General features: G+C 72.1%; 17 protein-coding genes and 1 pseudogene. 8 read left to right on the plus strand and 10 right to left on the minus strand.

Features of this window, described 5'->3' with window-relative positions; genetic code table 11:
* Positions 1–54: 54 nt before the first annotated feature.
* A complete protein-coding gene (glpK, locus tag BLU27_RS25140) occupies positions 55–1,569 on the plus strand; it encodes a glycerol kinase GlpK (RefSeq protein ID WP_092656085.1) in 1,515 nt (504 codons plus the stop codon).
* Between the two features lie 78 nt (positions 1,570–1,647).
* Here the strand turns inward: glpK and BLU27_RS25145 are convergent, their stop codons facing one another.
* Positions 1,648–2,244 (minus strand): nitroreductase family protein, encoded by a 597-nt coding sequence (locus tag BLU27_RS25145; RefSeq protein WP_092658249.1) that lies wholly within the window; start codon positions 2,242–2,244, stop codon positions 1,648–1,650.
* A 101-nt stretch (positions 2,245–2,345) separates the two neighbouring features.
* On the opposite strand from BLU27_RS25145, the gene BLU27_RS25150 reads away from it, so the two are divergent.
* Together BLU27_RS25150 and BLU27_RS25155 are read left to right on the plus strand one after the other, a co-directional pair.
* Positions 2,346–2,975, plus strand: a complete 630-nt coding sequence (locus BLU27_RS25150; RefSeq protein ID WP_092656086.1) for a GDSL-type esterase/lipase family protein — start codon at positions 2,346–2,348, stop codon at positions 2,973–2,975.
* Positions 2,968–3,771 (plus strand): DNA-formamidopyrimidine glycosylase family protein, encoded by an 804-nt coding sequence (locus tag BLU27_RS25155; protein ID WP_092656087.1) that lies wholly within the window; start codon positions 2,968–2,970, stop codon positions 3,769–3,771. Before BLU27_RS25150 ends, BLU27_RS25155 begins: the two co-directional genes overlap by 8 nt.
* A gap of 38 nt (positions 3,772–3,809) precedes the next feature.
* On the opposite strand, the gene BLU27_RS25160 is transcribed toward BLU27_RS25155, so the two are convergent.
* From BLU27_RS25160 to rimO, 5 genes and pseudogenes are all read right to left on the minus strand, one after another.
* Positions 3,810–4,430 carry a DinB family protein gene (locus BLU27_RS25160; protein WP_092656088.1) on the minus strand — a complete coding sequence of 207 codons (621 nt, stop codon included), beginning with the start codon at positions 4,428–4,430 and terminating at the stop codon, positions 3,810–3,812.
* 152 nt (positions 4,431–4,582) lie between these two features.
* Positions 4,583–4,816 (minus strand): annotated as a pseudogene (locus BLU27_RS31405) (helix-turn-helix domain-containing protein); the annotation flags it as partial.
* 144 nt (positions 4,817–4,960) lie between these two features.
* Positions 4,961–5,521, minus strand: a complete 561-nt coding sequence (locus BLU27_RS25170; protein ID WP_241827626.1) for a CinA family protein — start codon at positions 5,519–5,521, stop codon at positions 4,961–4,963.
* Between the two features lie 28 nt (positions 5,522–5,549).
* Positions 5,550–6,125 (minus strand): CDP-diacylglycerol--glycerol-3-phosphate 3-phosphatidyltransferase, encoded by a 576-nt coding sequence (gene pgsA / locus BLU27_RS25175; protein WP_092658253.1) that lies wholly within the window; start codon positions 6,123–6,125, stop codon positions 5,550–5,552.
* 19 nt (positions 6,126–6,144) lie between these two features.
* On the minus strand, positions 6,145–7,719 hold the full coding sequence (gene rimO, locus BLU27_RS25180) for a 30S ribosomal protein S12 methylthiotransferase RimO (protein WP_092656090.1): 1,575 nt from the start codon (positions 7,717–7,719) through the stop codon (positions 6,145–6,147).
* Between the two features lie 209 nt (positions 7,720–7,928).
* Between rimO and BLU27_RS25185 the strand changes: the two genes are divergently transcribed.
* From BLU27_RS25185 to BLU27_RS25190, 3 genes are read left to right on the plus strand one after another with little or no spacing between them, the layout of a single operon-like run.
* Positions 7,929–8,234, plus strand: coding sequence for a hypothetical protein (locus BLU27_RS25185; RefSeq protein ID WP_092656091.1), 306 nt, complete (start codon positions 7,929–7,931; stop codon positions 8,232–8,234).
* On the plus strand, positions 8,219–8,359 hold the full coding sequence (locus tag BLU27_RS29345; protein WP_157728797.1) for a hypothetical protein: 141 nt from the start codon (positions 8,219–8,221) through the stop codon (positions 8,357–8,359). The genes BLU27_RS25185 and BLU27_RS29345 overlap by 16 nt, the downstream gene beginning before the upstream one ends.
* Positions 8,359–8,664, plus strand: a complete 306-nt coding sequence (locus tag BLU27_RS25190) for a helix-turn-helix domain-containing protein (protein WP_092656092.1) — start codon at positions 8,359–8,361, stop codon at positions 8,662–8,664. Before BLU27_RS29345 ends, BLU27_RS25190 begins: the two co-directional genes overlap by 1 nt.
* Here the strand turns inward: BLU27_RS25190 and BLU27_RS25195 are convergent.
* The 4 genes from BLU27_RS25195 to BLU27_RS25210 all read right to left on the minus strand — a co-directional run bounded on the left by BLU27_RS25195 (position 8,628) and on the right by BLU27_RS25210 (position 14,574).
* A complete protein-coding gene (locus BLU27_RS25195) occupies positions 8,628–9,668 on the minus strand; it encodes a mannonate dehydratase (RefSeq protein WP_092656093.1) in 1,041 nt (346 codons plus the stop codon). The two genes, BLU27_RS25190 and BLU27_RS25195, sit on opposite strands and share 37 nt — an antisense overlap.
* Positions 9,669–9,747: 79 nt before the next feature.
* Positions 9,748–10,605 carry an NAD-dependent epimerase/dehydratase family protein gene (locus BLU27_RS25200; protein WP_172805031.1) on the minus strand — a complete coding sequence of 286 codons (858 nt, stop codon included), beginning with the start codon at positions 10,603–10,605 and terminating at the stop codon, positions 9,748–9,750.
* 199 nt (positions 10,606–10,804) lie between these two features.
* Positions 10,805–13,492 (minus strand): FtsK/SpoIIIE family DNA translocase, encoded by a 2,688-nt coding sequence (locus BLU27_RS25205; RefSeq protein ID WP_172805032.1) that lies wholly within the window; start codon positions 13,490–13,492, stop codon positions 10,805–10,807.
* A gap of 11 nt (positions 13,493–13,503) precedes the next feature.
* The gene (locus tag BLU27_RS25210) at positions 13,504–14,574 is read right to left on the minus strand and encodes an MFS transporter (RefSeq protein WP_092656094.1); all 1,071 of its coding nucleotides are present in this window, start codon (positions 14,572–14,574) and stop codon (positions 13,504–13,506) included.
* Between the two features lie 524 nt (positions 14,575–15,098).
* On the opposite strand from BLU27_RS25210, the gene BLU27_RS25215 reads away from it, so the two are divergent.
* Together BLU27_RS25215 and BLU27_RS25220 are read left to right on the plus strand one after the other, a co-directional pair.
* Positions 15,099–16,376 carry a cytochrome P450 family protein gene (locus tag BLU27_RS25215; RefSeq protein ID WP_092656095.1) on the plus strand — a complete coding sequence of 426 codons (1,278 nt, stop codon included), beginning with the start codon at positions 15,099–15,101 and terminating at the stop codon, positions 16,374–16,376.
* A gap of 110 nt (positions 16,377–16,486) precedes the next feature.
* Positions 16,487–17,617 (plus strand): mandelate racemase/muconate lactonizing enzyme family protein, encoded by a 1,131-nt coding sequence (locus BLU27_RS25220; protein ID WP_092656096.1) that lies wholly within the window; start codon positions 16,487–16,489, stop codon positions 17,615–17,617.
* The last annotated feature ends 9 nt before the right edge of the window (positions 17,618–17,626 follow it).

Consider the following 17,626-nt stretch of genomic DNA (forward strand, 5'->3'; position numbering starts at 1 on the left):
ACGCCGGTTCTACGTACGCTACCCCCGCACCCTTCCAACCCAGTGGGAGCTCACATGACCGACTACGTCGCAGCGATCGACCAGGGAACGACCAGCACCCGGTGCATGATCTTCGACCATGCGGGCCAGGTCGTGAGCGTGCACCAACTGGAGCACGAACAGATCTTCCCGCGCGCGGGTTGGGTCGAACACAACGCCGAGGAGATCTGGCGCAACACCCGGCAGGCCGCGGCCGGCGCGCTGGCAGGCGCCGACCTCACCGCCACCAACGTGGCCGCGGTCGGCATCACCAACCAGCGGGAGACGGCCCTGGTGTGGGATCGCGCGACGGGCAAGCCGGTCTACAACGCGATCGTGTGGCAGGACACCCGTACCGACCGGATCTGTGAGCAGCTCGGGGCGCTCGGCGGCGGCGCCGAGCGCTACCGCGATCGCACCGGCCTCCCGCTCGCGACGTACTTCTCCGGTCCCAAGGTGCGCTGGATCCTGGACAACGTGGAGGGTGTCCGCGAACGCGCCGAACGCGGCGAGCTGATGTTCGGCACGATGGACAGCTGGTTGCTGTGGAACATGACCGGTGGCACCGACGGCGGCCTGCACATCACCGACGTGACGAACGCGTCCCGGACGATGCTGATGGACATCGCCACCCTGCGCTGGGACGAGAACATCGCCGAGGAGATGGGCATCCCGATGTCGATGCTGCCGGAGATCCGGCCGTCGTCGCAGGTGTACGCCGAGGGCCGGCGCGGCGGGTCGCTGCCCGGTGTGCCGATCGCCGGCATCCTCGGCGACCAGCAGGCGGCGACGTTCGGCCAGGCCTGCTTCGAGGTGGGTACGGCGAAGAACACCTACGGCACCGGCAACTTCCTGCTGCTGAACACCGGCACCGAACGCGTGATGAGCCAGAACGGCCTGATCACCACCGCCTGCTACCAGATCGGCGACAACGCACCCGTCTACGCACTGGAGGGGTCGATCGCGGTCACCGGGTCGCTGGTGCAGTGGATCCGGGACAACCTCGGCCTGATCAGCCGGGCGGAGGAGATCGAGACGCTGGCGCGTTCGGTGGACGACAACGGCGGCGCGTACTTCGTCCCGGCGTTCTCGGGGCTGTTCGCGCCGTACTGGCGTTCCGACGCCCGGGGCGCCCTGGTCGGCCTGACCCGCTACGTCAACAAGGGCCACATCGCCCGCGCCGTCCTGGAGGCCACGGCGTACCAGACCCGCGAGGTCGTCGACGCGATGAACGCCGACTCCGGCGTCGCCCTGACCGAGCTCAAGGTCGACGGCGGCATGGTGGTCAACGAACTTCTGATGCAGTTCCAGTCCGACATCCTCGACGTACCGGTGGTCCGCCCGCAGGTCGCCGAGACCACCGCGCTCGGCGCGGCGTACGCGGCGGGTCTGGCCGTCGGCTACTGGTCCGGCGAGGACGACCTGCGCCGCAACTGGCAGGAGGACAAGCGCTGGACGCCGAAGATGGACGTCAAGATGCGCGAGCGTGACTACGCGCGCTGGAAGAAGGCAGTCACCCGGACGTTCGACTGGGTGGACGACGAGGACTGATCCGCCGGCACGTTCTCCCCGGCACCCTCCGGCTGTCAATCCGGGGTTGTCGCGAGGCAAGGCGGGGTTGCGCCGCGGTCACCACCGGCCGCGGTGCACCACCTGCTCCGCACCGCGCCGGCCGCGCCGCAGCGACGGCGAACGCCGGTCCGGCGCGCGGTGCCCGAGGGCGACCACGCCGATCGGTTGGTGGTCCTCCGGTACGCCGAACTCCGTACGGAACGCCGGGATGCGTTCGGGCGGGATGCCGAAGAAGCAGGCGCCGAGGCCCTCGTCGGTGACGGTGAGGAGCATCAGCAGCGCGGCCATGCCGGTGTCGATGTGCCAGTACGGCACGGGCCACCGTGACTCGTCCTGGTCGGTCCAGCCCTTGTCGGGCTCGGCGTAGCGCTCGAGATAGGCACGCTTGCACGACAGCGGCACCACCAGCACCGGCGCCCGGCGCAGGCCCTGCGACCAGGAGTCGGTGCCGGCCCCCTCCGGCGTGGTGGCGGCCCAGAAGCGCTCGACGGCGGCCGGCTGGTCCAGCACCAGGAACCCCCAGCCCTGGCTGAAGCCGGCGGACGGGGCGTGCAGCGCGTTGTCCAGGATGCGTTCGACCACGGCCGGGTCCACGGGGCGGGGGTCGAAGTTGCGCACCATCCGGCGGCGGCGTACGACGTCTGCGAATTCCATGCCCGCCAGCATGGCCCACCCCGCCGGGCGCGCCGGACGAGGGCGTGGAACACGCCCTGGGGCCTCGACCCGCCCGGAGCGCGGTCGGGAAGAATGCCGCCATGACCGACCTGCGGATCAGTTTCGTCGGCGACTCCTACACCGCCGGGGTGGGCGACCCCGAGGGGCTCGGCTGGGTGGGGCGGGTCGCCCGGGAGACGTTGCGCAGGGGCCGGGACCTCACGTTCTACAACCTGGGAATCCGCCGGGACACCTCACGCGACGTCCAGGCACGGTTCGCCGGCGAGATCGGGTCGCGCCTGGCCGCGGGCTGTGACAACCGGGTCGTCTTGTCCTTCGGGACCAACGACACCGCGCCTGACGAACGCGGCGACGGGTCCGAGCGGGTGCCGAGCGCCGGCACTCTGGCCGTGCTGGCCGACCTGCTCGAGTGGACCCGGCGGCGGGGTCTGCTCACGTTCGTGGTCGGCCCGCCCGCGCTGACCGACGACACCCGGAACGAGCGGCTGCTGGCACTGACCGTGCTGATGGGGGAGCTCACCGCCCGGCGCGGCGTGCCGTTCGTACCCCTCACGCAGGCGTTCGCCGAGGACACCGGATGGCGGGCCGAGCTGGCCGCCGGCGACGGTGCCCACCCTCGTGCGGTGGGCTACGAACTGCTCGCCCGGACGGTCCTCGACTCGGGCTGGTGGGACTGGCTGGGCACCCCTGCGGCGGTGCGCGGTGCCTGAGGGCGACACCGTCTGGTTGACAGCCCGGCGGCTGGGGGTGGCTCTGGCCGGGCAGCCGCTGACGCACGCCGACCTGCGCGTTCCCCAGCACGCCACCGCCGACCTCACCGGCCGGACGGTGACCGAGGTCGTCTCGCGCGGCAAGCACCTGCTGATCAGGATCGAACCGGACCTGACCCTGCACACCCACCTGGGCATGGACGGTTCCTGGCGGCTGTTCCCGGCCGGTACGGCGTTCCCGGGCCCACGCGAACCCGTCCGCGTGGTGCTGGCCAACGCCCGTGCGGTCGCGGTCGGCCGGAGCCTGGCCCGGGTGGACCTGGTACCCACCGACCGGGAGGACACGCTGGTCGGCCACCTCGGCCCGGACCTGCTCGGCCCGGACTGGGACCAGGCCGAGGCGGTCCGCCGGCTGGCCGGCCAGCCCGACCGCACGATCGGCGAGGCGCTGCTGGACCAGCGCAACCTCGCCGGGATCGGCAACCTCTACCGCGCCGAGGTGCTGTTCCTGCGCGGGGTGTCGCCGACGGCCCCGGTGTCGGCGGCCGGTGACCTCGACCGGATGGTCCGGCTCGCCCGGCAACTGCTGTGGGTCAACCGCGAGCATCCCGAACAGGCCACCACCGGTGACCTGCGCAGGGGCCGCGGGCACTGGGTGTACGGCCGGGCCGGCGAGCCGTGCCGCCGGTGCCGGGCCCGGATCCGGCAGGGCGAGCTCGGCCCGCCCGGGCAGGAGCGGGTGACGTTCTGGTGCCCGCACTGCCAACCAGACCCCGCGACCTCCGCGCCGGGCTGAGGGCCGGACGACGCGCCACCAAGCCGCGCCTGCCGCCGCTACTCCCCCGTCACCCCGTCGGTCAGCTCCCGGACGATGTCGAGGTGGCCGTTGTGCCGGCACGTCTCCTCGATCAGGTGATGCAGGATCCAGCGAAGCGTGACGCCCTCCTCGCCGGGACGGCGCGGAGCGGCACGGTGGTCCAGGGAGAACACGGCGGCGATCTCCCGCGACCTCGCGACCTGCTTGTCGTACGCGGCGAGCAGGTCGGCGAGCGGCACGTCGTAGGGCGGGCGCCACTCGGCGTCGGGGTCGTCCGGGTCGAACGGCGCCGCCTCAGCCTCGCCGAGGAGCACGCGTTCGAACCAGTAGCTCTCCACCCACCGGAGGTGGGACACCAGGCCGGCCGCGGTCATCGACGGTGAGGTCGGCACCGGGGCGTTGTGGGCACCGGCCTGGGTCAGGCCGGCGCACTTCACCGCGACGGTCGCGCGGTGGAAGGCGAGCCAGGCGTCGAGCATGCCGCGCTCGTCCGCGGCGTACGGCGGATCGTCGCGATGCGGATCCTCGGACGGCGGCTCGGCCTGCGGCGGCTCGGCCTGCGGCGGCTCGGCCTGCGGCGGCTCGGCCTGCGGTGGCTCGGCCTGCGGTGGATCGGTGGGCTCCGGACCGGCCGCCATCAGGCGGCAACGACGACGTCACGGTGGGCGTCGGTCGGCTCGATCCTCGAGGTGTCCAGTCGGGGCCCGTCGATCCGGTTGGCGGCGATCCGCTTGGAGGTGACCTTCCTGATCACCTGCTGGCGCGGCGCTGCGGTGAGGACGCTGCGGGTCTGCGCCTTGTCGATCTCGTCGCTGACCTCACGCAACACGTCGGACAGCGGGACGTCCAGGGCGGTACAGATCGCCGCCAGCAGCTCGCTGGAGGCTTCCTTCTGGCCGCGTTCGATCTCGGAGATGTAGCCCAGACTCACCCGGGCGTCGAGGGACACCTCGCGGAGAGTGAGCCCGCGGCGAAGGCGCTGGCGGCGGAGTACGCCACCCAGCAGGTGACGAACCAGGACCATTGGTGGCTCCCCTCGGTGTCCCCTCGTTGTGGTGCCCGGCGTCGAATGGTCTGACACCCGGACATCCGGCTGTGGGCTGAACCCACCGTACCCGCCTTCGTACCCCGGTGACGACTCCGCACGCCGGGACACGGAACGGATTGATCAGCTGTTGTGCGGCGTGGCCCGGAGTACGTCCAGGAGGAGCTCCAGAGCGGCGGTCACCGTGGACCGGCGGATCTGCTCCCGATCGCCCCGCAGCCGCAGCCGTTCGCCCCGCGTACCCGCAGGTCCCGCGCAGGCCACGTCGACCGTGCCGACCGGCTGGTCGCCGTGCGGCTCGGGCCCGGCGACCCCGGTGGTGGACAGGCCGTACGTGGCGCCGAGCCGGTCGCGGACCCCCTCGGCCATCGCCCGGGCGGTGCTCGGGTGCACCGGTCCGTGTTCGGCCAACTGGTCCGCGTCCACGCCGAGCAGCGAGGTCTTCAGGTCCACGGCGTACGACACGACCCCGCCGCGGTAGGTGGCCGAGGAACCCGCCTGGTGGGTGAACGCCGCGCCCAGCAGTCCGCCGGTCAGCGACTCGGCGGTGGCAGCGGTCGCGTGCTGTCGGCGCAGGAGCTCGTGGCACCGGCCGGCCAGGTCCTCAGCCGACGCCGGACAGGTCCCGCTCGTCCACGCTTCACTCGTCCCGGCCCTGTTGGTACCGACACCGCTTTCGGACACCACCGGACAACCCCCTCGACGTCGGACGTCACGCGGACCGCGACCGGCGCGACCGCAGCACCTTCCACAGGTAGTCGACCCCGGTCACCACCGTGACCACCACGGCCGCGGCCATGACCACCATCGCCACGATCCGCACCGGCCCGTCGTAGGGCAGGAGGTACAGCGTGATCGCCACGGTCTGCAACACGGTCTTGGCCTTGCCGCCCCGGCTGGCCGCGATCACCTGCGACCGGATCACCAGGAACCGCAGCAGAGTGATACCCAGCTCGCGGACGAGCACCACGGCCGTCACCCACCAGGGCAGCTCGCCGAGGACGGACAGCCCGACCAGGGCCATGCCCATCAGCGCCTTGTCCGCGAGCGGGTCGGCGATCTTGCCGAAGTCGGTGACGAGGTTGTAACGCCGGGCGAGCTCGCCGTCGAACCGGTCGGTCAGCGCGGCGAGCAGGAAGACCGCCAGTGCGGCGAACCTGTAGGTGGTGTCGGCGCCGCCCTCGCTCAGCAGCAGCCAGCCGAACACCGGGACCATCACCACGCGGAGCGCGGTCAGGACGTTCGGGCCGTTCCACACACTGGGCGAGGCCTTCGGAACTTCGGTCACCGTACGCCTCCCCGAGACCTCAACGACCCGCACCTGCACCCGCACCTTGCAGGGCCTCGGCCACGAGGTCCACACCCTCGGTGTCCACCACCAGGGCACGGACGAAGTCACCGGCCCGGGCGCCGGACGCACCGACGACCCGGGTGGTGCCGTCGACCTCGGGACCCTGGTGGGCGGCCCGGCCCTCGACGGACCCGGCCGGCAGGTCGGAGTCGGCTCCGGTGGAGCCGTCCGGCTCGACGGACTCGACCAGGACGTCGACGACCTCACCGATCCGGTCCTCGGCCCGCTGCGCGGTGAGTTCCTCGGCGAGCTCGCCGACCCGGGCGGCCCGCGCGGCGATCTCGTCCTCGTCGAGCTTGCCGTCGTAGCCCAGCGCCTCCGTACCGTCCTCGTCGGAGTAGCCGAACACGCCCACCACGTCCAGCCGGGCCGCCTCCAGGAACTCGCACAGCTCCTCGACGTCCCTCTCGTTCTCTCCGGGGAACCCGACGATGACGTTGCTGCGGATGCCGGCCTCCGGCGCGACGGCGCGGATCTGCTCGATCAGGCCGAGGAAGCGTTCGGTGTCGCCGAACCGCCGCATCCGGCGCAGCACGGTGGGGCTCGCGTGCTGGAACGACAGGTCGAAGTACGCCGCGACGCCCGGGACGGTGGCCATCGCCTCGACCAGGCCGGGACGCATCTCGGCCGGCTGGAGGTACGACACCCGCACCCGCTCGATCCCGTCGACGGCGGCCAGCTCGGGCAGCAGGCTCGTCTCCAGCAGCCGCAGGTCACCGAGGTCCTTGCCGTACGACGTGGAGTTCTCGCTGACCAGGAAGAGCTCTCGGACGCCGTGCCCGGCGAGCCAGCCCGCCTCGGCGAGGACGTCCTCGGGCGGCCGGGAGATGAACGCGCCCCGGAAGCGCGGAATAGCGCAGAACGCACAGCGCCGGTCGCACCCGGACGCGAGCTTCAGCGGCGCCACCGGGCCGCCGCCGAGCCGCCGCCGGTGTACGCGAGGTCCCGACGCCGGCGCGATGCCGGCGGGCAGGTCGGGCGCGGCCGCCCGGGAGTCAGGTGTCACCAACCGGTGACCCGGGACCACCGCGCCGCCGGCACCGGTCGAGTCCGCGGCGGCCGAACCCCGCGCGGCGGGCGAGATCGGGAGCAGCTTGCGCCGGTCGCGCGGGGCGTGCGGCACGTGCGGAGCGCCGGTCAGGATCGTGCGGACGCGGTCGGCGATGTCGGGGTAGTCGTCGAAGCTCAGCACCGCGTCCGCCTCGGGGAGCTCGCGGGCCAGCTCCTCGCCGTACCGCTCGGCCAGGCAGCCCACGGCGACCACCGCCTGCGTACGCCCGCCGTCGGCCTTCAGGTCGGCGGCACCGAGCAACTGGTCCACCGAGTCCTTCTTCGCGGTCTCGATGAAGCCGCAGGTGTTGACCAGGACGGCGTCCGCCGACTCGGCGTCCTCGACGAGGGTGAAGCCGCCCTCGGCCAACCGGCCGGCGAGCTCCTCGGAGTCGACCTCGTTGCGGGCACAGCCGAGGGTGACGACGGCCACGGTGGTGGTGGCCTCGGCGGTCGGGTGGGCATGGGAAGGCGCAGTCATCGCGCCCCATCCTCGCGTACGGGAGCTCGACCGGCGATCCCGGCGTCCCCGCGCGCCCGTGAATCCGCCGCCGCGCAGCCTGGCGGCGGACTCGTCCCCGGCGTAGCTTATCGATTGTCGATGGGTCGTTCCCGGCAATCGGCCGCCTCGACGACCCTTCGACCGGCCACGACCCAGCACGCCATGCTCGACCGAGGGGGGATTTCAGCATGACCGAGCGTGTTCGCGACACCCGTACCAGAAAGGAGATGTGGTCGGTGCCGTGGTGGCGGATCCGGGTCCTCGGTGACGGCCGGGCGGGACTCACGTGGCTGTGCCTGGAACTCGGCGCGCTCGTCCGGTGGGCGTTCCTCGCCAGCGTCCAGAAGGATCACGCCTTCGACCCGCGAAACTCGCGGCGGTTCCGGATCCTCGCCCCGCTCGTCCTGGTCTGCGGAATCGGTGGCCCGCTGCTGGAGCGCGCGGCCACCAACGCGCCGCTCGCCCGCGCGGATCTGCCGTGGCCCCCGGCGTGACGGTCGGCGCACCCGCCATCGACTTCCCCCTCAGCCCGCTGCTCGTCGCCGGCGGGATGTGTGTACTGGCCGAGGTGTTCCGGCGGGGGCGACTGCTGAGCCGGGACGTGGAGGGGCTGGTGTGATGGCGCGCCGCGGCGGTGACCGTGACACAGACGCCGCCGGTGAGGGCGGTGTGGGCCATCGGGTCGAGTGCCGGCTGGACGAGCTCCTGGCCCGGCGCGGCATGACCGTCACCCAGCTCGCCCGCCGGGTCGGCGTCACCGTCGTCAACCTGTCCGTGCTGAAGAACAACCGGGCCAGGGCGGTGCGCTTCTCCACGCTCACCGCCCTGTGCGACGCACTCGACTGCCAGCCCGGCGACCTGTTCCGGGTCGTGCCCGGCAGGCCGGGTCAACCCACCGACAGGGCTCCGTCCCGATCCGCCTGAGCCGGCCTGGTGCCGGCCCGGCCGTCTCGTTCCACACCCTCCATCAGTCCACGGATGTAGCCGAGCGCGAACAGCCGCCCGTACAGCGAGTAGCCGGGGTTGACGTTGCTGTCGCCCTCGACCGTCGGCACGTGGTCGGGCCGCATCGGCCCGTCGAACCCGACCTCGCGGTAGGTGCGCAGGCATTCGTACAGGTCGGTCGGGCCGTCGTCGTGCCAGGTCTCCACGAAGTTCTCCACCGTGCCGCGGACGTCGCGGAAGTGGACGAAGAAGATCTTCCCCTGCTCGCCGAACTTCCGGATCGCGGCCGGGATGTCGTCGGTCATCAGCCGGAAGTTGCCCTGGCACAGCGTGATGCCGTTCACCGGACTCGGCACGAGGTCGAGCAGCCGCTGGAAGTTGTCCACGCTGCGCATGATCCGGCCCACCCCGCGGACCGGTGAGATCGGCGGGTCGTCGGGATGCATGGCCAGCTTGACGCCCGCCTTCTCCGCGACGGGAACGACCCGGCGCAGGAAGTACTCGAGGTTCTCCCAGAGTTCGTCCTCGCTGATCGGCCCGGCCTCCACGGGCGGCGCCTGCTGCATCAGCGCGTGGTCGTATCCGCTCACCAGCGAACCCCCGCGGGAGGGTACGGCGGTGTCGGTACGCAGCCAGTTGAAGTCGCTCATCCACTCGTAGCACCACACCGGGATGCCGAGCCGGCCCATGTTCTCCAGCAGGGTGCACACGGCGTCGATCTCGGCGTCGCGACCGTCCAGCCCGCGCTTGGCCCTGGCCAGCGGCGGCCGTGCCTCGATGACGGCCAGCCGCAGGCCGGCGTTCTCGTACCGCTTCTTCATCGACAGCAGCGGGAGGTAGTCCCACGGTGCGTCGGTGCCGCGCCGGTCCGCACCGACAGTCTGCGGCAGTCCGCCGACCGCCCACCCGACGCCGGCCTGGACCACGAGCCGGGCCAAGGGGGCGGCCTCCGGCGCGGACGGAACCATCTCTGCGAGCTTCATGCCAACCCTTCCGGTCATACGCCGATGTCCTGGCGGATCTGCGAGCCGTAGAGGAGGCTGGTCCACGCGCGCCGGCGTGTCACCCGTCGTGGGACCAGCCGAGCACCCTCGCGGCCTTGCCGCAGTCGTAGAAACCGTGCTGCCCGGACAGCTCTGTCCGGACCTCCACGTCGGGGTAGAAGCGGCGCCGCAACTCCGCCGACTCCAGTGCGCTGGTGGTGGTCGGTGCGACCACGAAGAACACCTCGTGCCCGGTGAAGTCGGCGGTCAGCCCGAGCAGGCATGCCCGGGACGCCGCCTCCAGGCTCACCCAGCCCCACAGGTGCTTGGCCTCGAAGGCGAGCCGCTCCTCGTCGCGCGGTTCCAGGCTCGGCGGCTGCGGGGTGATGCCGTGGAAGCGGAGGCTCGCGACCGTGAGGTCGGGTTCGCGGCGTACGAAGGCGTCCGCCTGCTGCTCTCCGAGCCACTTCGACAGGCTGTAGGCGTCCTCGGCGTACGTCGGGTGCGCCTCGTCGACCGGCAGGTAGTCGTAGTGCGCGTGCTTGCTGTAGATGCCGCCGATCGCGTTGATGCTGGAGGCACACACGACGCGGCGGATGCCGAGTTCGACCGCGGCGCGCAGCGCGTGGTAGTTGCCGAGCACGTTCGTGGCGTGCACGAGGTGGTCCGGCGTGCCGCCCGGGCCGGGAATCGCGGCGAGGTGCACCAACGCGTCCGCCTGCGCGGCGGTCAGGCGCTCGAGCAGGTTGTCGTAGTGGGTGACGTCGACGCCCTCGACGGGCACCGACAGCGTCCCGAACGCCGCCCGGTCGTCACGCTCGCCCTCGGCCAGCCCGGTGACGCGGTCCAGCGCGACGACCTCGTGGCCCTCCTTGAGCGCGGCGGCCACCACTCCCCTGCCCAGCCGGCCGTTCGCCCCGGTCACCGCAATGCGCACGCCACCACTCCTCGCGATCTCGCTGGTGGACCAACCGTCGTCGGTTGTCCTGGCGACATGATCGCGGGCCCGGGCGTCGCGGTGCACGCCGGGGCCCCACGTCGGTCGGCCGGGATCGGCACGCCGCCCTGACCGTGCCCGGGAGCGACGGGCCGGCGATTCATCCGCGGAGGAATGCCGCCCGACCGCGGGGCGTGGCCTACTCGGGCTCGCCCTCGCCGCGGAGGATCACCAGGAAGCCCTCGAGGTCCTCCGGCTTCACCAGCACGTCGCGCGCCTTCGAACCCTCGCTGGGCCCGACGACGCCGCGGCTTTCCAGGATGTCCATCAGCCGGCCGGCCTTGGCGAAGCCGACCCGAAGCTTGCGCTGCAGCATCGACGTGGACCCGAACTGCGTGGACACGATCAGTTCGGCGGCCTGCACCACGAGGTCCATGTCGTCGCCGATGTCGTCGTCGAGTTCCTTCTTGGCACCCGGCGCGGCGGTGACGTCCTCGCGGTACGTCGGCTGCAGTTGGGTCTTGCAGTGCTCGACGACCTTGTGGATCTCGCTCTCGGAGACCCACGCGCCCTGGATCCGTATCGGCTTGCTCGCGCCCATCGGCAGGAACAGCCCGTCGCCCTGCCCGACCAGCTTCTCCGCGCCGGGCTGGTCGAGGATGACCCGGCTGTCGGCCATGCTGGACGTCGCGAACGCCAGTCGGGACGGCACGTTGGCCTTGATCAGCCCGGTCACCACGTCGACCGACGGCCGCTGGGTGGCCAGCACCAGGTGGATGCCGGCGGCCCGGGCCAGCTGAGTGATGCGTACGACCGAGTCCTCCACGTCGCGCGGGGCGACCATCATCAGGTCGGCCAGCTCGTCGACGATCACGAGGAGGTAGGGGTACGGCGCGAGGACGCGTTCGCTGCCCGGTGGCGGGGTGACCTTGCCCGTGCGGACGGCCTTGTTGAAGTCGTCCAGGTGCCGGAACCCGAAGGCTGCCAGGTCGTCGTAGCGCCGGTCCATCTCCGACACCACCCACTGCAGGGCCTCGGCGGCCTTCTTCGGGTTGGTGATGATCGGGGTGATGAGGTGCGGGATGCCCTCGTAGACGCTGAGCTCGACCCGCTTCGGGTCGACCAGGATCGCGCGTACCTCGTCGGGGGTGGACCGCATCAGGATCGAGGTGATCATCGAGTTGATGAAGACCGACTTACCCGAGCCGGTGGCGCCCGCGACGAGCAGGTGCGGCATCTTCGCCAGGTTGGCGACGACGAAGCCGCCCTCGACGTCCTTGCCGAGCCCGGCCACCATCGGGTGGTGGTCGCCGCGCGCGACGTTGGACCGGAGCACGTCGCCGAGGCTGACGATCTCCTTGTCGGTGTTGGGGATCTCCACCCCGATCGCGGACTTGCCCGGGATCGGCGACAGGATCCGCACGTCGGTGCTGGCCACGGCGTAGGCGATGTTCTTGCTGAGCGCGGTGACCTTCTCCACCTTGACCGCGGGGCCGAGCTCGACCTCGTACCTCGTCACGGTCGGCCCGCGCGTGTAGCCGGTCACCTGGGCGTCGATCTCGAACTGTTCCAGCACCTCGGTGAGGCGGTCGACGATCGAGTCCGAGGCCTTGGTGCGCGCCTTGTGGGCGGACCCGGGGGCGAGCACGTCGTTGGCCGGCAGGGTGTACGTCACGTCGCCGGACAGGGCGAGCTGCTCGACCCGCTGCGGCAGCGGACTGTGCGGCGGCGGTTCGGTCTGCTTGCCGTCGCCGTCGTCTTTTGCGCCCGCACCGGCGGCACCGGCGGCCGCCACAGCGCCGGCGCCGGCATCGGAGGACTTGGCGTCGCCCGTGGGCTTGCCCTTGCCGCGCTTGCCGAGCTCGCGGCCCTCGAGCACCGGACTGTCGTACGGCGCCTCGCCGGCGAAGTCGGAGTCCTCGCCTGCGTCCTCGCTCTTGGCCGCCCCGATCCGCCGCCGGGATCGCGACCTGCGCAGCGGCTGGGTCGGCGGCTCCCCCTTCGCGTCGGCCGCGCCGCCGGTCCCCTCGGCGTCCTCGCCGGTCTCTTTGCCGCGTGCGCGGTCCCACAGGTCGTGGAACCGCTCGGGCAGCGCGTGCAGCGGCGTGCCGCCCACCACTACCACCCCGAACAGCGTCAGCAGGATCAGCAGCGGAATGGCGACGTACACGGTGAGCAGGTCTGCGGGCAGCGACGACATCACGAACCCGATGGCGCCGCCGGCGTGCTCCAGACTCCTGACGCCGCCGGTGGGGCGGGGCAGCCCGTCCTTGATGTGGACCAGACCGAGGACGCCGCCCAGGATCGCCGCCCAGCCGATCGCCTGCCGCCCACCGGGACCGTTGCGGTCCGGGTGGCGCAGCGTCCGCCAGGCGACCAGGGCGAGCAGGATCGGGATCGACCAGTCCAGCACCCCGACGGTGCCGGAGACCACACCTCGGATGGCCTTGCCGACGTCGTTGGGCATCCGCCACCAGACCGCGGCCGCGACCACGATGGCCAGGCCGACGAACGCCAGGCCGACGCCGTCGCGGCGAAGCTCGGGGTCGAGCTCACGTGCGCTCGACCCCATCCGCCGGACGATCCCACCGATGAGGTGGGCGATGCCGAGCCAGATGCCGGCGACGAGCCGGACGATCCCGGTGAGCAGCTGGCCGAGGACGCTGCCCACCGAACCCGAACTCGCTCCCCGCGACGGGCGCCTGGCCTGGGACTTCTTCGCCGGAGCCTTCTTGGCCGGGGCCTTCTTCCCGGACGCCTTTCCGGGCGCGCCGGACCTGTTCGTCCGCGCCGGCGCCGCGGACGCCGAACGGGTGCGCGTGTCCGGGCGTGCGGGGCCCGCCGTGCGCGATTGTCCCCGGCGTACGGGGGAAGACGTCCGGGCCATGGTCAACGAGCCTACGGGATCGCGTCGGCTCGCTCACGCCTCACACGCCGCGGCCGGCCCGCCGGCCCGCCCGGCGACCGGCCGGACGACCGACCCCGTGACCGCCCGAGCGCGACCGCGCGGGCGTACAACCCGGCCGCGGGAAGTACGAGCAGACCGGTGAGTGCCAGCGCGGCGCGGATGCCGAGGCGCTCGCCGACCAGCCCGACCGGCGGGCCGCCGAGGATCTGCCCGGCCGCGTCGACCTGACCCGACATCGAGAACACCGTCGCCCGGGTCCGCTGCTCGGTGTTCGCCACCAGCCAGCTCGCCACCAGCGGATGGCAGACCGACCGCAGCAGGCCCACCAGCACGCTCGCCGCCGCGGCCAGCCAGAACGCACCGGCCGACGCGAACACCAGCACCCCCGCGACCACGCCGAGTTGGGCGACCAGCAGGCACACCAGGACCGGCCGGCCGCGCACCACCCGGGCACCGGCCACGAACTGGCCACGCATCGCCGCGAACGACCCGCGCTCGGCAGGCGCCGCCGGCTCGAAGGAACGCTCCGGCATCACGAACACCAGCGCGATTCCCAACAGCAACCACACCGTGGCGCCGGCGACGATCGGGAGGTTGAGGCCGATCCCGGCGAGCAGGACGCCCACGCCGATGCCCGCGACGGTGGCCACCTGGCCCACCTGGGCACCCCGGGTGAACACGCCGGGCGCACGATCCTCGCCGAGCTCACCGCTCACCCACGCCTCCTCGGCGCCGTCGACGCAGGTGGAGCCGATGCCCCACAGGACGTTGCCGACGACGATGGCGAGGAACGCGGGGACGAGCCCTTCGAGGAGGGTGCCCGCCCCGATGAGCAGGTAGCCGACGATCACCGAGAGCCGGCGGCTGTACAGGTCGGCGATCACCCCGGTGGGCACCTGCGCGAGGAAGCAGGTGACCTCCAGCACGGTGCCCACGAGAACGAGTTCGAGAGGACCGAGGCCGACGGTCTGGATCTGGTAGACGAGGTTGAGGGTGAACGCGCAGGCGCCGGCGAAGGAGCCGAGCCCGCGGATCAGGAGGTAGACGGCGTACGCGCGCATACGTGGAACTCCGGACGCGAGGACGGGACGGGAGGACAGCCCTCCGGCGTCGAGTGAGTCGACAGGGCGCGAGCGCGCGCGAACGCGGATGGCGAACGCGGAACGCGGGAACGCGGTCGGGCACCGGCAGGCGAGACGACTCGCCGCCGGTCAGGACGGAGCCCGGCAGGTCAGCGACTGGCCGCCGACGTACCCCTCGTCACGACACCGGAGGTCGAGGACGGGGTGCTGGCTCGCATGCGCTGGGTCCTTTCGTCCGGGGCTTCCGGGGCTTCCGGTGCTTCCGCGGAGTCGGGCCGCCCGGGCAGGCCGAGGATAGCGGCCCCGCCATCCGGTCGCATCCGGATTGCCGCGCCCGGCGGCCCGACCCACCGGCCATCCGAACGGTCGGACATTTCCTCCTCACGCAGGATCACGGGCAGGTGCTCGGACGTTCATCCTGTGCGGGGGCTCGGCAGGCGCCCCGGACCGCCGGTCGGGCCAGGTCATGCCTGGAGCTGCCGGGCACACGAGGGAGGACTCACATGACCAAGCCAGGAGTGGTCGGCTCGACGCGCACCGCGCCCACCACGGAGCTCACCGCGGAGTCGGGCGGCCCGCCGCCGGCGCTGGACACCGGCTACTTCCAGGATCCGGAGGCGGTCCACGCGGCGCTCCGCGAGGAGGGGCCGGCCCGCAAGGTCGTGCTCCCGCACGGCTGGGAGACCTGGATCGTGACCAGGTACGACGAGGCCCGCGCCGCGCTCGCCGATCCCCGGCTGCTGAAGAACGGCCGGGTTCTGGACCAGTACATGGACCCCGAGCAGCTCGGCGACGAGATGGTCTTCGCCGAGGCGCTGCGGGCGCACATGCTGAGCTCGGACCCGCCCGACCACACCCGGCTGCGCAAGCTGGTCAACAAGGCGTTCACCTCCCGCCGGGTCGAGGCGCTGCGACCCCGGATCGAGGCGATCACCGAGGAGCTGCTCGACGCCATGGCCGCCCGCGGCGCGGACGGTGAGCCGGTCGACCTGATCGACGCCTTCGCCTTCCCGCTGCCGATGACCGTGATCTGCGAACTGCTCGGCGTCCCCTTCGAGGACCGCGAGGACTTCCGCGCCTGGTCCGCGGTGGTGCTCGCCGACGACCCGACCGACGACGAAGTACGCACCGCGTCGTACGCCATGGCCGCCTACCTCAGCCAGCTGATCGCGGCCAAGCGCGCCAACCCAGGCGAGGACCTGCTGACCGGCCTGGTGCAGGCCCGCGACGACAACGACCGGCTGGACGAGAACGAGCTGATCGCGATGGCGTTCCTGCTCCTCGTCGCCGGGCACGAGACGACCGTCAACCTGATCGGCAACGGCGTCCTCGCGCTGCTGCGCAACCCCGACCAGCTCGACCGGCTGCGCGCCGACCCGTCTCTGGTGGGCGGTGCGGTCGAGGAGTTCCTGCGCTACGACGGGCCGATCAACCTCGCCACCATGCGGTTCACCTCCGAACCGGTGCGGCTCGGCGACGTGGAGATCCCGCGCGGGCAGTTCGTGCTGGTGTCGCTCGCCTCGGCCAACCACGACGAGAGCCGGTTCCCCGACGCCGGGCGGCTCGACGTCACCCGCCGGGGCGGCGGCCATCTGGCCTTCGGCCACGGAATCCACTACTGCGTGGGCGCCCCGCTGGCCCGGCTGGAGGCGGAGGTGGCGTTCCGCCGGATCCTCGACCGCTTCCCCGAGTTGTCGTTGGCGATCGAGCCCGGCGAGGTGCGCTGGCGGCACAGCAGCCTGATCCGGGGCGTGGAACGCCTTCCCGTACGCCTGTCCTGACAAGCGGCTGATCTTCGGTAGGGTCGGCTCGCGGCACACCAGGCCACCCGCCCGCCGCCGCGGTCGGCACGGGCACGGTTCCACGAGTGGCACCTGCGGAACGGAGACTGATGCGCGTCGCCGACATCGACGTCTGGGTTGTCAACGTCCCCTTGACGACCACGTTCGCCAGCAGTTTCGAGGCAAAGGCCGGCACCACCCGCACCGTGATCCGCGTCCGAGACCACGACGGGCTGGAGGGCTGGGGCGAGACCATGCACGGCCGGCCGACGGCGGCACTGGTCGAGCGGATCAGGGACCAGTTCGTCGGTGCCGACCCGCGGGCGAGCGCGGCCGTCCGGCGTACGTGCGCGATGGTGCCGTTCTTCTACGGCTACATCGGTTACTGCGCGCTGGCCGGGCTGGAGATGGCGTTCCTCGACCTTGCGTGCAAGGCCGCGGGGGTGCCGCTGCACCTGCACCTCGGCGGCGCGGTCCGCGACGTCGTACCCCTCACCGGCCTGCTCACCCGGGGCGCGGCCGGCGACGTGGCCCGCGCCGACCAGCCGGCCGCGCTGGCCGACGAGGCCGCCCGGATCGTGGCGAAGCACGGGTTCACCGCGCTGAAGTTCAAGGGCTCGACCGACGCGCGGTTCGACGTGTCGGTGATGGAGGCGTTGCGGGAGAAACTGCCCGACACCGCGCTGCGGGTGGACCCCAACGCCGTCTGGTCGGTGCCCGAGTCGGTGTGGGCGGGCCGCCGGCTCGACACTCTCGACCTGGAGTACCTCGAGGACCCGTGCGCGGGCCTGGAGGGGATGGCGCAGGTGCGCGCGCAGATCGCCACTCCCCTGTGCACCAACATGTGTGTCGTACGCGAGGAGGACCTCGCCCCGGCGGTGCGGATGGGTGCGGTCGACATCATCCACGCCGACGTGCACAAATGGGGTGGCGTCGGCCCGACGATGAACCTCGCCGCCACCTGCCGGACGTTCGGTCTCGGCCTGAACTTCCACAGCGGCGGCGAACTGGGTATCTCCACCGCATGCCATCTCCAGGTCGCCGCTGCCCTCGACCGGCTCGACCATGCCGTGGACGCGATGTACTACCTCGCCGACGGCGACGTGCTGACCGAGCGCATCGAACTGTCCCACGGAAGCCTGCCGGTGCCCCGGGGTGCCGGCCTCGGCGTCGACGTCGACCTCGACCGGGTCCTCCACTACGCCCGCCGCAACGAGAAGGAGGGCGACCACACGCCGTGAGGTCGCACC

Origin of the sequence: Actinopolymorpha singaporensis (assembly GCF_900104745.1) — a bacterium.
GTDB lineage: Bacteria > Actinomycetota > Actinomycetes > Propionibacteriales > Actinopolymorphaceae > Actinopolymorpha > Actinopolymorpha singaporensis.

Coding starts and splice junctions, on each gene's coding strand:
- BLU27_RS25185 (WP_092656091.1), top strand. CDS start 7,929: ATGACCGAGCGTGTTCGCGACACCCGTACCAGAAAGGAGATGTGGTCG.
- rimO (WP_092656090.1), bottom strand. CDS start 7,719: ATGACTGCGCCTTCCCATGCCCACCCGACCGCCGAGGCCACCACCACC.
- BLU27_RS25215 (WP_092656095.1), top strand. CDS start 15,099: ATGACCAAGCCAGGAGTGGTCGGCTCGACGCGCACCGCGCCCACCACG.
- BLU27_RS25190 (WP_092656092.1), top strand. CDS start 8,359: ATGGCGCGCCGCGGCGGTGACCGTGACACAGACGCCGCCGGTGAGGGC.
- BLU27_RS25205 (WP_172805032.1), bottom strand. CDS start 13,492: ATGGCCCGGACGTCTTCCCCCGTACGCCGGGGACAATCGCGCACGGCG.
- BLU27_RS25195 (WP_092656093.1), bottom strand. CDS start 9,668: ATGAAGCTCGCAGAGATGGTTCCGTCCGCGCCGGAGGCCGCCCCCTTG.
- glpK (WP_092656085.1), top strand. CDS start 55: ATGACCGACTACGTCGCAGCGATCGACCAGGGAACGACCAGCACCCGG.
- BLU27_RS25220 (WP_092656096.1), top strand. CDS start 16,487: ATGCGCGTCGCCGACATCGACGTCTGGGTTGTCAACGTCCCCTTGACG.
- BLU27_RS25145 (WP_092658249.1), bottom strand. CDS start 2,244: ATGGAATTCGCAGACGTCGTACGCCGCCGCCGGATGGTGCGCAACTTC.
- BLU27_RS25150 (WP_092656086.1), top strand. CDS start 2,346: ATGACCGACCTGCGGATCAGTTTCGTCGGCGACTCCTACACCGCCGGG.
- BLU27_RS25210 (WP_092656094.1), bottom strand. CDS start 14,574: ATGCGCGCGTACGCCGTCTACCTCCTGATCCGCGGGCTCGGCTCCTTC.
- BLU27_RS25160 (WP_092656088.1), bottom strand. CDS start 4,430: ATGGCGGCCGGTCCGGAGCCCACCGATCCACCGCAGGCCGAGCCACCG.